This window comes from Neisseria montereyensis (genome assembly GCF_024834045.1).
Lineage (GTDB): Bacteria > Pseudomonadota > Gammaproteobacteria > Burkholderiales > Neisseriaceae > Neisseria > Neisseria montereyensis.
Window position 1 is genome coordinate 19,188 of the sequence record NZ_JANUXW010000006.1, and the last position, 13,917, is coordinate 33,104.

Annotated in this window: 12 protein-coding genes and 1 pseudogene; 3 read left to right on the forward strand and 10 right to left on the reverse strand. The window is 46.4% G+C overall.

Annotation, left to right across the window (positions count from 1 at the left end):
* Positions 1-43: 43 nt before the first annotated feature.
* Together NXS09_RS07290 and NXS09_RS07295 are read right to left on the reverse strand one after the other, a co-directional pair.
* Positions 44-886: a class II glutamine amidotransferase gene (locus NXS09_RS07290; protein WP_259291896.1), complete on the reverse strand. Its 843-nt coding sequence runs from the start codon at positions 884-886 to the stop codon at positions 44-46.
* A gap of 276 nt (positions 887-1,162) precedes the next feature.
* Positions 1,163-1,891, reverse strand: a complete 729-nt coding sequence (locus NXS09_RS07295) for a YebC/PmpR family DNA-binding transcriptional regulator (RefSeq protein ID WP_259291897.1) — start codon at positions 1,889-1,891, stop codon at positions 1,163-1,165.
* A 266-nt stretch (positions 1,892-2,157) separates the two neighbouring features.
* On the opposite strand from NXS09_RS07295, the gene hslO reads away from it, so the two are divergent.
* Positions 2,158-3,081, forward strand: a complete 924-nt coding sequence (gene hslO, locus NXS09_RS07300; RefSeq protein ID WP_259291898.1) for an Hsp33 family molecular chaperone HslO — start codon at positions 2,158-2,160, stop codon at positions 3,079-3,081.
* Positions 3,082-3,154: 73 nt separating this feature from the next.
* Here hslO and NXS09_RS07305 read toward each other — a convergent pair.
* From NXS09_RS07305 to trhP, 7 genes and pseudogenes are all read right to left on the reverse strand, one after another.
* Positions 3,155-3,640, reverse strand: a pseudogene (locus NXS09_RS07305) (DsbC family protein); the annotation flags it as partial.
* 206 nt (positions 3,641-3,846) lie between these two features.
* Complete coding sequence (locus NXS09_RS07310; RefSeq protein ID WP_259291899.1) at positions 3,847-4,446, reverse strand: hypothetical protein; 600 nt, start codon at positions 4,444-4,446, stop codon at positions 3,847-3,849.
* Positions 4,447-4,644: 198 nt separating this feature from the next.
* The gene (locus tag NXS09_RS10785) at positions 4,645-5,706 is read right to left on the reverse strand and encodes a hypothetical protein (RefSeq protein WP_289623085.1); all 1,062 of its coding nucleotides are present in this window, start codon (positions 5,704-5,706) and stop codon (positions 4,645-4,647) included.
* Positions 5,707-5,830: 124 nt separating this feature from the next.
* Complete coding sequence (gene argS, locus NXS09_RS07320; protein ID WP_259291900.1) at positions 5,831-7,552, reverse strand: arginine--tRNA ligase; 1,722 nt, start codon at positions 7,550-7,552, stop codon at positions 5,831-5,833.
* Between the two features lie 122 nt (positions 7,553-7,674).
* Positions 7,675-8,784, reverse strand: a complete 1,110-nt coding sequence (locus NXS09_RS07325; RefSeq protein ID WP_259291983.1) for an S-(hydroxymethyl)glutathione dehydrogenase/class III alcohol dehydrogenase — start codon at positions 8,782-8,784, stop codon at positions 7,675-7,677.
* Between the two features lie 145 nt (positions 8,785-8,929).
* Positions 8,930-9,658, reverse strand: coding sequence for a cold shock domain-containing protein (locus tag NXS09_RS07330; protein ID WP_259291901.1), 729 nt, complete (start codon positions 9,656-9,658; stop codon positions 8,930-8,932).
* A 283-nt stretch (positions 9,659-9,941) separates the two neighbouring features.
* A complete protein-coding gene (trhP, locus tag NXS09_RS07335; protein WP_259291902.1) occupies positions 9,942-11,297 on the reverse strand; it encodes a prephenate-dependent tRNA uridine(34) hydroxylase TrhP in 1,356 nt (451 codons plus the stop codon).
* Positions 11,298-11,678: 381 nt separating this feature from the next.
* Between trhP and NXS09_RS07340 the strand changes: the two genes are divergently transcribed.
* On the forward strand, positions 11,679-12,428 hold the full coding sequence (locus NXS09_RS07340; RefSeq protein ID WP_259291903.1) for an amino acid ABC transporter permease: 750 nt from the start codon (positions 11,679-11,681) through the stop codon (positions 12,426-12,428).
* A 55-nt stretch (positions 12,429-12,483) separates the two neighbouring features.
* Positions 12,484-12,945, forward strand: a complete 462-nt coding sequence (dtd, locus tag NXS09_RS07345; RefSeq protein ID WP_259291904.1) for a D-aminoacyl-tRNA deacylase — start codon at positions 12,484-12,486, stop codon at positions 12,943-12,945.
* Positions 12,946-13,067: 122 nt separating this feature from the next.
* Here the strand turns inward: dtd and NXS09_RS07350 are convergent, their stop codons facing one another.
* Positions 13,068-13,895: an undecaprenyl-diphosphate phosphatase gene (locus NXS09_RS07350; protein WP_259291905.1), complete on the reverse strand. Its 828-nt coding sequence runs from the start codon at positions 13,893-13,895 to the stop codon at positions 13,068-13,070.
* Positions 13,896-13,917: the final 22 nt, after the last annotated feature.

Here is a 13,917-nt window from a genome sequence, read left to right on the forward strand (position 1 = left end):
GAATCATTCAGACGGCCAGTTTTAACTTGAAAACCCAGCAAACTTAAACGCTCACGCCTACCGCACGGGCAATTTCCAAGCCTTCTTCCGTGCCCATATAAACAGGTGGCTCCGGCCGGTCTCGGCGCACAATATCGCCCTGATAAAACATCACCAACTCATCTACGGCCAACTGAGACCACTGCTCATTAGCCGTTAGCGGCAAAGTGGCAATCACCGCCACTTTATCGTTCGGCGTAGTAACCGCGGCAAAGTCGATACTGACATCGTCATCCAACAAATGCGCTTCGCCAAAAGGCGCTTTGCGAACAATATAATGCAGCAGCGTGCTAGCGTGGGCAAACAGATAATCACCGTTTGACATCATAAAGTTAAACAAACCGTATGCGCGTATTTCTTTGGTCAGCTCTTTAACCGCTTCAAACAAAGTATCCGCATCGGGGCGCTCCGGAAAACGGGTACGCAATTGTTCGAGCATATAGCAAAAAGCCCGCTCAGAATCGGTATTACCGACGGCATGGTAATATTGCCCGATTTCAGGGAAAAAGTTTTTCAAATGCCCATTATGGGCAAACAACCAATATTCCCCCCACATTTCACGCATAAACGGATGGGTATTGGCCAACGAAGTTTGCCCTTGTGTGGCTTTGCGGATATGGGCAATCACATTTTCAGATTTGATTTGATACGCACGGATTAAATCGGCAACCGGCGAATGTGCGCTGGGTTTATCATCATGAAACAGGCGCACACCGCGACCTTCAAAAAAACCAATACCGAAACCGTCGGCATGATGGTCGGTTAGACCACCGCGACGGCGGAATCCTTCAAAAGAAAACACAATATCAGTAGGGGTATTGCAGTTCATGCCGAGCAACTGGCACATAATATTTGCCTTTCCTTTAATTTTTATTTCATGGCAGAGAACTATATTGTGGGGTAAACCCACTATTTTTTAAAGTACTTTCAAGTATACGATAACAATTTTACAACCAAACAATGCACTATATCATTCTGATATTGCAGGCCGTCTGAAAAACCAACACACTTTATATTGCCCTTTCAATGCAAAGCCTTATTAAACGGCTATCTTATAAAAAAGCAGGTGCCCATTACGAAGCACCTGCTTTTTACAATAACAATAGGCCGTCTGAAACAGGCTTTACTCGAAATTCAATACTGCAGAAGTATAAACATCTTGAACGTCGTCTAAATCTTCGAGCGCATCAATCAGTTTCTGCATTTTCTCGGCATCTTCGCCACTCAATTCGGTTTCGTTTTGCGCGCGCATGGTCACATCGCCGTCTTCCGATTTGAAGCCGGCCGCTTCCAATGCCGCTTTCACGCCGGCCCAATCATTCGGCGCGGTAATCACTTCAATCGAACCGTCTTCATTATTCACCACATCTTCCGCACCCGCTTCCAATGCCGCTTCCATCAGCGCATCTTCGTCCGTACCCGGCGCAAAAAGCAGATAACCTTGATGAACGAAGTTAAAGGCCACACAACCATCGGTGCCTAAATTGCCGCCGTTTTTGTTAAAAGCATGGCGTACATCGGCAACCGTACGGGTTTTATTATCGGTTAAGCAATCCACCATCAGTGCAGCACCGCCGATACCGTAGCCTTCGTAGCGCAACTCAACGTATTCCGCCCCCTCCAGATTGCCCGTACCTTTATCAATCGCACGTTGCACATTGTCTTTCGGCATATTGTTGTCAAACGCCTTATCCATAGCCAAACGCAAACGCGGGTTTGAGTTCGGATCACCGCCGCCCATTTTGGCCGCTACGGTAATTTCTTTAATCAAACGCGTAAAAATTTTGCCGCGCTTGGCATCCTGACGCTCTTTCTTGTGGCGGATATTCGCCCATTTACTATGGCCTGCCATATTCTTTCCTTTCCTTGCCGCCCGCACTGCGATACGGCCGAATTTATTTTTAAGCTGGCTATTTTAACATAGCAAAAAAGCATTTTAAAACCTAAGCCAAACAGCACCGATTCGGCTATTTCGTTCGGGCTATGCAGAAACACAATGCCAATAAATACCCTGCGCCAATACCCGTAAAATATTCTGTTTTTACAGGGATACTTGATTTAAAACGGCTTGCAACCATATTTAGCTCATCTGAAAAATTTAAGCAGGAAAATATAAGTATGCAAGCACAAGCCAACACGCCGGCCATTACCGCCGCCGACAACCGTACCCGTTTTATTTTTGATGATATGCCTATTCGCGGGCAACATGTATTACTTGAAAAAGTATGGCAGCATATTGTCGGCCAAAAACACTACCCTGTTGCCATACGGCGCGCACTGGGCGAGCTATTGGCGGCCGGCGTATTGTTATCGAGCAACCTAAAAATCGACGGCACCCTAACCGTGCAGGTACAAGGGCAGGGCCGTCTGAAAATGCTGGTGGTAGAGGCAGGCTCTGCCGACACTTGCCGTGCAACCGCCCGTTGGGACGAACAGGCGCAAATCAACGATGACGACAGCCTTGCCGAACTCTTAGGCGAAAACGGCGTATTTGTGATTACCCTACAACCGCGCGACGGCGACCCTTGGCAAGGGGTGGTGCCTTTGGAAGGCGGCAGTATTTCTGAAATGTTGATGAACTATATGAAGCGTTCCGAGCAATTGGATACCCATATTACTTTGGCCGCTTCCGATACCGCATGCAGCGGGTTATTGTTACAACGGCTGCCCGAATCGAAACCCGAACCGGAAACATGGGAGCATGTCGTAACATTGGCACAAACCGCTACGCAAGAAGAGCTGCTTTCGCTTAGCGTACAGCACATACTCTACCGCTTATTCCATGAAACACCACCACGCCTTTTCGAACCGGAACCCATCGAATTCGCCTGTACCTGTTCGCGTGGGAAAGTTAGCGATATGTTGCTTCTGCTCGGTGGCGAAGAAGTCGGCTCGGTATTGGTGGAACAAGGCAGCATCGAAATCGATTGCGACTTCTGCCACGCCCAATATGTTTTTGATGAAACCGACGTCAATACACTATTCGGCACCGATATTGCTGCGGCATACCGTGAGTCAAGAAACGCTGCACAACTACAATAAAACCTTTACTGCTCAAGATTAAATAAAGCCGTCTGAATATTATTTCAGACGGCCTTATTTGAATCAGCTCGCTTTATTGATTTTCGACAATAATTTCCAAAAGCTCCGGCATCGGACTGGATCCGACTTGGCTACGGCCATTAGGGAACGCCAGCGAAGGCGTACCATTAAATCCCAATCTTTCGCCCAATTCGGCAGTTTCTGCAACCGGATCTTCACAACCGCCCACTTCCGGCGGCATTTTTCCTTCCCGCATCCATGCTACCCACGCAGCAGAACGATCAGGCTGGCACCATATTTGTTTGGCTTTACGCTCCGCATCGGGGTGTAGCTCTGTTAACGGCATCATAAAGTTATAAATGGTAATATTGTCTATTTGAGCAAATTCATGCTCCAAACGTTGGCAATACGGACAATCCGGATCTGCAAATACGGCCACTTTCAATTTACCATCGCCGTGAACTTCCTTAATGGCTTTATCAAACGGTAACGAGTCAAAATTTATCATGTGTGTCTCCATATTGTTAGACTGTTTAATATCAAACAGATTTATTTTGAATCAATGATTTAACCAAACCATACCAGCGGTTTAATTGTATTAATACTACTCCGTACAGCCTATCGGACAATATATTTTGCTTATTTTTTCATAGTCATGATTAACTTTAAATCTACGTTTCAATACAGATAAAAAACCATGGGTACATTATCAACAAGGCCGTCTGAAAACCATTTCAGACGGCCTTGTTTATATTTTAATAACCACTATAATTTCTTAAACTCCCATACTGTTTTATCAGCATTGAGACTTAAATAATATTGGGTGCCGACAGCCTCAATGGTTGCCGTATGCCAAAACCGTTTGTTTTGACTTCTTAAGTAAACAAACGAAACATAATAAGCATCATCCACCACCGCATTCACCGAACGGGCTTTTTGCTCCCACACTTTCGCCACATCAGCCACATCGGCAAACCGAACCTGAGAAAGTGGCGTCAGGTGTTCGGCAATATTGAGTTTTTCAGGTGGCGGCGGTTTACGCAAAATATCATTGCGGCGCCATGTGCCCTGCCAGTAAACATAATGATCAATTCTTTCAGGGTTTTCCGTGTTTTGGATATCCAATTCAATACGCGGACGCGGCCCGCTGAAAAAAACAATATTGTCAAAAAACTTCAAATCTTTGCCATGAAAGCGGGGCAAAGATTTCAAATCATCTTCCGCCTTAGCCAACGCTGCCGCATCTTTAAGAAAATTGCCCCGATAAACCGGCACAGGTTTTGCCACCGATGCGGGCTGAACAGCAGGCACACTCGGGGTAGCAGCCAGCGCCTGGCTTTCACTCGGGCTACACGCATTCAGCATTAAACTGCCTAAGCATAAAAAAACCGTGCTTAACTTAAATAAATTCATTTTGATCTAACCATCTAAAAAATGAAAATGTTGGATAGTCCTATTGTATCTTAATGTTAGAGTATTGTATGCAAAAGAAAAACTGCTAATAAAAAAGCAGAAACGCTATGTTTCTGCTTTTTTACTTTTATCATCACGATAATTAGACAATTAAGGCTGTTGCGATGCAGGTGCTGCAGTTGCGCCGACCACACCCTTCCAACCGTTCTCTTTATTTTCAAACGAAGCCCGACCGGTTAATACGCTACCGTTTTTGCCATACAAACCGCCTGAAAACTGACCATTAGCTATCGGTCTGGAATCTTGGTTACCGGTAAACGCCAAATATCCGGATACGGAACCGTCTTCGCCCACACTAGCCGGCGTGATGCTTCTCGGTGATCTATCGTTATGCAGCGTCCAGATATCTTGTTCTTTTGTGGTTATCCGCATATCCAATGTTTTATCGCGCCCATGATAAGTTGCCCTTACAACAGCCTCGTCCGCATCATTGGGATTATTATCATAGCGATAAATCATTTTTCCCTGATAAGTAATGTCACCCATGCCTTCCGGACGTTGCTTCATGCTGTCATCTGCGTTTTGTAAAAAATAACTGCGAATTTCCGCATCTTTCTCATCAAAATCTTGATTGATTTGTTTGCTATACCTTGCATGGCCATAGTAACCAATCAATCGGCCATCGCTATCACGCAATGTTTCCAACTTTGACTGCCCTACCGGACTATGTGGCGCCAATACTTGAAGCTCTACTTTTTGGCTGCCATCATTAATCATTAATTTAAACGGCGTATCTAAAAGCGCACCACCTTCATGGGGGCTGTAAATACCCAATTTTTCCAATATTTCCTGATCTGCTTTTACACGGGTATCCGGCTGTTGCGGTACGTCTTCCGGCTTTGGCGCTACCGGTGGCTGCGGGGCAGGCGCTTGCGGTACTTCCGCTTCCGGCTGAGCCGGGGGTTGCGGCATTTCTTCCGGCTTTGGTTGTTGCGGCTGTTCGGGCTGCGGATCCACCGGTGGCTGCGGAGCCGGTACTTGAGGAACTTCCGCCTCCGGTTGTGCCGGCGGTTGTTGCGGCTGCTGCTCTTGTTGAACAGGAGGCGGCATAACACTAGGGCCGTTGCCACCGCCGCTACCGCAGGCGGATAAGGTTAATGCTGTAGCCAAACAGGCAAGTGTATAGTAGTTTGTGTTGCGTTTTATTTTCATTTTATGCAATTCCAATTATATTTATCATAATAAACAAAAAGGGCGCGCGCATTATACTACCGCCACCCCTTTTGCATAAAATATTAATATTTAAATATAACAGCAACTTACCTACTACTATGAATTACATCACCTCTAAAGTACGAATTCCCAAAAGCGCCAACCCCTGCTGCAAAATACGCCCTGTTAATAATGCCAGTTGCAAGCGGGTATTTCGTGCTTCACCCTCTGCTTTTAATATCGGGCAGGCTTCATAAAAACGGCTGAAAAGCGTCGCCACCTGATAGAGATACGCTGCCAAATAATGCGGATATGAAGAATCGGCAGCGGTTTGCAAGACATCTTCAAATTTCAACAATTCAACCGCCAATTGTTTTTCTAACGGCTCCGTTAATACCGGATCGGCAGCGGCATCCCACTCGCCTGCTTTGCGGAATACGCTTTGAACGCGGGTATAAGCATATTGTAAATAAGGGGCGGTATTGCCTTCGAAACTGAGCATATTGTCCCAATCGAACACATAATCGCTGGTACGGTTTTTACTCAAATCGGCATATTTAACCGCACCGATGCCGACAGCCTGCCCGATTTCGGCAGCATCTTCGCCGCTTAATTCGGGATTTTTCTGCCGCACCAATTCGGTGGCGCGCTCTACCGCCTCATCCAATAAATCCACCAGTTTCACCGTATCGCCGCTACGGGTTTTAAACGGTTTGCCGTCTTTGCCCATCATAGTACCGAAACCAATAAACTCGGCTTCCACATTATCGGGCAAATAACCTGCTTTGCGCGACAAGGTAAACAGCTGCTCGAAGTGAAGTTTTTGACGGGTATCGACCACATATAACAATCGGTCGGCTTTCAGACGGCCTACACGGTAGCGGATACAGGCCAAGTCGGTACTGGCATAAAGAAAACCGCCGCCTTTCTTTTGTACGATATAGGCAGAAGGTTCGCCGTCTTGGTTTTTAAATTCGTCTAAAAACACCACTTTCGCGCCTTGATCGTCCACCGCCAAACCTTTGGCAGACAAATCATCCACCACGGCTTGCAAGTCGTTATTGTAGGTAGATTCGCCTGCCACATCTTCGGGCTTTAACAACAAACCCAAAGTATCGTAAACATTTTGCGCATGTTGCAACGAAATTTCGACAAACTGCTTCCACAATGCCAACACGGCTTCATCACCGCTTTGAAGTTTCACCACATAGTCACGGGCGGTATCGGCAAACGCGGCATCTTCATCAAAACGGATTTTGGCATTGCGGTAAAACTGTTCCAAATCCGACAATTCAAAGCCGGCATCCGCTTTTTGCTGTTCCACCATATAGGCCACCAACATACCGAACTGAGTACCCCAGTCGCCGACATGATTTTGGCGGATAACGTTATGGCCTAAAAAGCCGAGAATACGGGCGATACTGTCGCCGATAATGCTGGAACGCAAATGGCCGACGTGCATTTCTTTGGCCAAATTGGGCGACGAATAATCAATCACAACGGTTTTTTTATCGGCCGTTTCATTAATGCCCATACGTTGCTTATCAGCCAAAGCTTTTTGAAGGCCGTCTGAAAGAAAATCGGCATGCAAACGTAAATTAATAAAGCCCGGCCCGGCTACTTCGGCACTTTCAATCACGCTGTTATCCGCTAACGCTGCGGCAACTTTTTGCGCCAACTCGCGCGGGTTTTGCTTGGCTTTCTTGGCGGCACCCATTACGCCGTTGATTTGAAAATCACCGAAATCGGCATTTTTAGCGGGTTGTAAAATCACGGCCTCGCCGCCGATACCCGCCCGAGTAAAAGCTTTTTCTGCTTCTGCTGTAATAATCTGCTGTAAATTCATAGTTGTTATGCCCTGCTGCTGTCGCTGTAATCTGCTTCCTAGCGATTACTGCTTATGTATCAATAGTAAAAGCCGTGTAATCACCCATTACTCGGCTTTTCGTAAATTATAACCTTATCAAACTAATAAATGATAACCGAACGAATCGATTTGCCTTCATGCATTAAATCGAATGCTTGGTTAATGTCTTCCAGCTTCATCGTGTGCGTAACAAAAGGTTCCAGCTCAATATCGCCTTTCATCGCATCCTCAACCATACCGGGCAACTGCGAACGGCCTTTCACGCCGCCGAATGCCGTGCCTTTCCATACCCGTCCGGTAACCAATTGAAACGGCCGGGTCGATATTTCCTGCCCTGCTCCGGCCACACCGATAATAATCGACTGACCCCAACCACGATGGGCACTTTCCAAAGCTTCTCTCATTACATTCACATTGCCGATGCACTCAAACGTATGATCGATGCCCCATTTGTTGATATCCAATAAAACCTCTTTAACCGGTTTATCATAATCATTCGGATTAATACAATCGGTCGCCCCGAATCGTTTCGCCAGTTCAAACTTGGCCGGATTGGTGTCTATGGCGATAATACGGCCTGCTTTCGCCTGTCTGGCACCTTGAACAACAGCCAAGCCAATCGCCCCCAGCCCGAATACGGCTACAGAATCACCCTCTTGAACTTTCGCCGTATTATGCACCGCACCGATACCGGTGGTGATGCCGCAACCCAATAAGCAAACATGCTCATGGTTGGCTTTCGGATTGATTTTTGCCAACGATACTTCGGCCACAACGGAATATTCACTAAAAGTCGAGCAGCCCATATAATGAAAAATCGGCTTGCCCTGATAAGAATATCGGGTGGTGCCGTCCGGCATTAAGCCTTTGCCTTGTGTTTCCCTCACTGCAATACACAAATTGGTTTTACCGGATAAACAAAACTCACACTCGCCACATTCGGCGGTATAAAGCGGAATCACATGGTCGCCGGGTTTAACGCTGGTTACCCCTTCGCCCACCTCAACCACAATGCCCGCCCCCTCATGGCCTAACACTACGGGAAAAACGCCTTCGGGATCATCGCCCGACAGCGTAAAAGCATCGGTATGGCAAACGCCGGTATGGGTGTTTCTGATTAAAACTTCGCCTTTTTTGGGCGGTGCCACATCAATTTCGACAATTTCCAATGGTTTACCCGGTGCAAAAGCAACGGCTGCGCGTGATTTCATCATGATTCCTTCGATTGATATCTTTATGGAAAGGTATTAAAAGCTACGGTTATTCTACCCCAATCAACACCGAATAGATATGAATAAAGAAAAGGCCGTCTGAAAACGGCCTTAATTAACAATAGTTTGATTTTAAAATAACCAATTAACGGTGTCCGCTTTTTTTGCGTTTATCAACGTGTTTCTCATCTTTATCACTGCCTTTTAACCAACCGAATAATCCGCCGTCCTCTTCTTTATCACTGCCGCTAAACAGTTCGGGATGCTCGCGCCGGACATCGTCTTCAAACTGGTCTTCACACGGAATACCGTCTTTATCGTCATCCATCTTCACATTGGGGCAATAAGCCAGAAAAAACTTGGCTTCCGTAAAAGATTTCATTTGCGAACAATACTGCCTGCCATCGCAGCTAAACTTGCCGGCACCCGACCGTTTACCGGTAGACTCTACAGCCTGCTTCCATGCGGCACGCTCGGCCATCATTTTTTCCGCCACTTGGTCAACCACTACTTCATTATCCGTATGCGATGCCCGGTAGCTATCCCAATAATCGAGCCCATAATAGGCAGCCGCACCCAATAGAGGAATGCCGACGATAGCCGCAACCATACCCCGCAGCCAACCCGGTAAATTTTTCGGTGTATCATCATCAAAATCAATTACTTGGGCAGCCGACTTATGACTCCGGTTACTGTATTGGATATTTTTTGCTTCTTCAACGCCACGCTGATTGCTGACAATGTCAAACGACACCGTTTCCCCGTCGCGAGGCGGTGGATTTTCTGTTTCAAATTCGCCGATATGGGCAAAAATTTCCGCTTTGCTTTGCTCTTCTTTAATAAATCCGAAGCCAAGCTCATAATCCCAGCGCATGATGGTTCCGTGATAGCGCATGTGTCCCCTTAATCTATCATCATTATGCAAGTGCTATATTTTACAAAGAAAATCGTTTACTTAGTAATTTTTTTACACTTTTCGAATAACCAACCTGATTTTATGAAGAAATTTTGTGAAATTATGAAAAATAACGTTTAAAAATAACAGATAATCCGATATCAAAAAACAACATTAAAAAATAATGAATCTTCATAATATAACTTAGGCCGTCTGAAAATCATGTTTCAGACGGCCTTAATCAAACATGAATTCAATATACTTAAGGATTCATAATCCTAGCAACCAATGCCCGGTCTTTACCCGCCATATTCGGGATTTTCACCTGAATACCATTGCCCGGCGCCACGTCTACCGCTTCGCCTTTACGCGTCATAGCCTCTAAAACAACGGTCTGATTGCCTTGCGGATGGATAATTTCAATCGTATCGCCGACGGCAAAGCGGTTTTTCACTTCCACCGTTGCCCAACCCTGCGCATCGATTTCGGTCACTTGGCCGACAAACTGGCTTTGTTTGGCCAATGAATGACCGTTCAGATAATTTTGATAGTCTTGTGTTTGGTGCCGCTCCAAGAAGCCCGAGGTATAACCGCGGTTGGCCAAGCCTTCCAATTCGGCCAGCAGGCTGTAATCAAACGGTCTGCCTGCTACGGCATCATCAATGGCTTTACGATAGGCTTGTGCCACGCGGGCAACATAGTAAACCGACTTGGTGCGCCCTTCTACTTTTAAACTGTCCACACCGATTTCCGCTAATTTAGCCACTTGCTCAATCGCACGCAAATCTTTGGAGTTCATAATATAAGTGCCGTGTTCATCTTCCATAATCGGCATCAACTCACCGGGGCGGTTGGCTTCTTCAATCAAAAAGACTTTATTGGCTTCGGGATGACGAACCTGCCCGTTAATGCCTTCAAATGCAGCATCGGCCTCTTCTTGCGCCTGATGGAAATTAAAACCCTGCAATAATTTGGCATCGCCCATTTCATCGGTTTCGGCATCATGGACTTTATAATCCCATCGGCAGGCATTGGTGCATGTGCCCTGATTCGGATCGCGGTGGTTGAAATAGCCGGAAAGCAGGCAGCGACCCGAATAAGCGATACACAAAGCACCGTGCACAAATACTTCCAACTCGATATCGGGGCATTCTTGGCGGATTTCGGTGATTTCCTCCATGCTCAATTCACGCGACAGGATAATCCGTTCAACGCCGATTTTCTGCCAAAATTTCACACCCCAATAATTGGTGGTATTGGCCTGTACGGAAAGGTGAATCGGCATTTCCGGCCATTTTTCACGCACCTGCATAATCAAACCCGGATCGGCCATAATCAACGCATCCGGACGCATGGCGATTAACGGCTCCATATCGGATAAGAAGGTTTTTAATTTTGAATTATGCGGCAGGGTGTTTACGGTTAAAAAGAATTTTTTACCGCGTTGATGCGCTTCAGTAATCCCCTGTTCCAAAACGGGTAATTTAGCAAATTCGTTGTTGCGGGCGCGTAGGGAATAACGCGGGCTGCCGGCATAAACGGCATCGGCGCCGTAATCAAAAGCGGCGCGCATACGCTCGAGGCCGCCGGCGGGAAGAAGCAATTCTGGTGATTTCATGGTGTGTCTGCTTTTTATTAAAATAATATGTTTCAAACAGTTAGGCCGTCTGAAACAAAACGGGCAAGGCTTGGAATTATGCGCCTTTTCAGGCTTCAGGTCAATTTAAGCCAAACAGGATACGGTTTTCAGACGGCCTAATGGTTAATATCAGAACGTGTTTGGCATCAGGCCGTCTGAATACGTTTATCCGTTATCTTATCTCTGCCAAATCATGCCGATAATTGCTCGTTGAATATCTAATATTTTTAGATAATCCTCCAGTTTCTTCGCCATAAATCATCTCAAGTTATGTATTTTCTTGTAAAATACGATGTTTATCCAAACGCTGCGGACAACACACCGCTTTTTTGTTTACCCAAACCACTATAGAGCCGACACATGAATTTCCGCTTCGACATTATTTACGAATATCGCGAGATGTTCTTTTACGGTGCGCTGACCACATTGGGGCTAACCGTTGTCGCCACGTTGGGCGGCACCATTTTAGGTTTATTCGGTGCGCTTGCCCGTATTATCCGTTTTGAAAAAGGCAACCTGATCACACGCACTATTGCGTGGTTACTGCGAACCATCTCACTGATTTATGTGACCCTATTCCGCGGCACGCCCCTGTTCGTACAAATTTTTATCTGGTTCAATGTTTGGGCGGTCGCACTCATCCACCCGAATGACGGCCTGCTGATTAGCGGCGAACTTGCCAGCGAATTACGCCGCAACTACGGCGCCTTGATTGCCGGCGGTTTGGCACTGATTTTTAATGCCGGCGCCTACATTACCGAAATTTTCCGTGCCGGTATCCAATCTATCGACCGCGGTCAGATTGAAGCCGCACGCTCATTGGGCATGACCTATCCGCAAGCCATGCGCTATGTGATTTTACCGCAGGCGCTGCGCCGTATGCTGCCGCCGTTGGCCAACGAATTTATTACCCTGTTAAAAGACAGCTCGTTACTTTCCGCCATTGCCGTAGCCGAATTGGCATCGGTGCAAGCTGCTATTTCCGGCCGTTATTCGATTTTCGACACCCCGCTTTATACCGTCGCCCTGATTTATCTGGCGATGACCATGTGTTTGGGCTGGCTGTTTTCCCGTTTGGAAAAACGGTACAGCACTACAGGCCACCGATAAACCCTTATGGCCGTCTGAATATTTTCAGACGGCTTTTTTACAGTGAAACCCAACCATGCGCGCCGTGATTCAAGAAGTAACCCATGCCGAAGTAACCGTTATCGAAGCCGAACACAACGAAACCATCGGGCAAATTCAAAACGGCTTAATGGTTCTGCTCGGGGTTTCTCATGACGACACCGAAGCCGATGCCCGCTATATGGCCGACAAAATCGCCCAATTGCGTATTTTTGAAGATGATGCGGGCAAATTAAACCTATCACTAAAAGATACCGGCGGCTCGGTATTATTGGTATCTCAATTCACTTTATACGCCGACGCCCGCAACGGCAGGCGCCCTTCTTTTTCGCAAGCCGCCAAGCCAGAACAGGCCAATCAACTTTATCAACAAGTCGGCACTTTGCTAGAACAGCAAGGCATTACCGTTGAAACAGGCCGCTTTCAAACCCACATGCAGGTTAGCTTGTGCAATGACGGCCCGGTAACCTTATTGCTGGATTCTCAAAAATTATTCTAGGCCGACGGATTGAACATTAAACCGAGTAGCTATTAATATTGAAAGCCGTCTGAAAACATTTCAGACGGCCTTTTCAAGCTTTACTTAAAAATCAGCAATATTCAAAAAATAATCGTACGGTTTTACATTTCCGTCCAGCTTATCCAACCCATCTGCCAAGAAAGTAGAATCAGTCCGCCGAATATAATCCGGTAATAAGCAAAGGGTACATAATTTTTAGATGCCACAAACTTCAGCAATGCTTTAACCGCCAGCAAACCGGCGATAAAAGCAGACACAAAACCAATCACAATCAGGCCGACATCTTGTAAAGTAAACAGCTCATAGTTTTTCAAAACATCATAAAAAGTTGCCGCAATCATCACCGGAACGGCCAAGAAAAACGAAAACTCGGTAGCAACCTTGCGTTCCAACCCCCAAATCATACCGCCCATAATCGTACTACCCGAACGGGAAGTGCCCGGAATCAGCGCACAAATCTGGGCAAGGCCGACCACCAATGCATCGCGTATTTTCATATCATCGACACGGTTAACGCGTGGCGGGATACTTTTTTGTCTGTTTTCCACCCATAGAATAATGAATCCGCCCACCACCAAAGCCGTCGCCACACTAATCGGATTAAACAGATACAGTTTAATCTGCTTGCTGAACAATAAACCCACGACTGCGGCAGGGATAAAGGCTACCCCTAAATTCACAACAAAACGGTTCACTTCGGCATCTTTGCCTACATGGGTCAACACATGCTTAAAGCGTTGGCGGTATTCAAAAATAACGGCCAATACGGCACCCAACTGGATGGCGATTTCAAATACCTTTCCGTTGCTGCGAAAATCAAGCAGATCACCCACCACAATCAAATGGCCCGTGCTGGAAATCGGCAAAAACTCGGTTAACCCTTCGATAATACCGAGAATCAGGGCTTTTAACGACAAAAGAATATCCATAATTATTTCAGACGGCCTTATG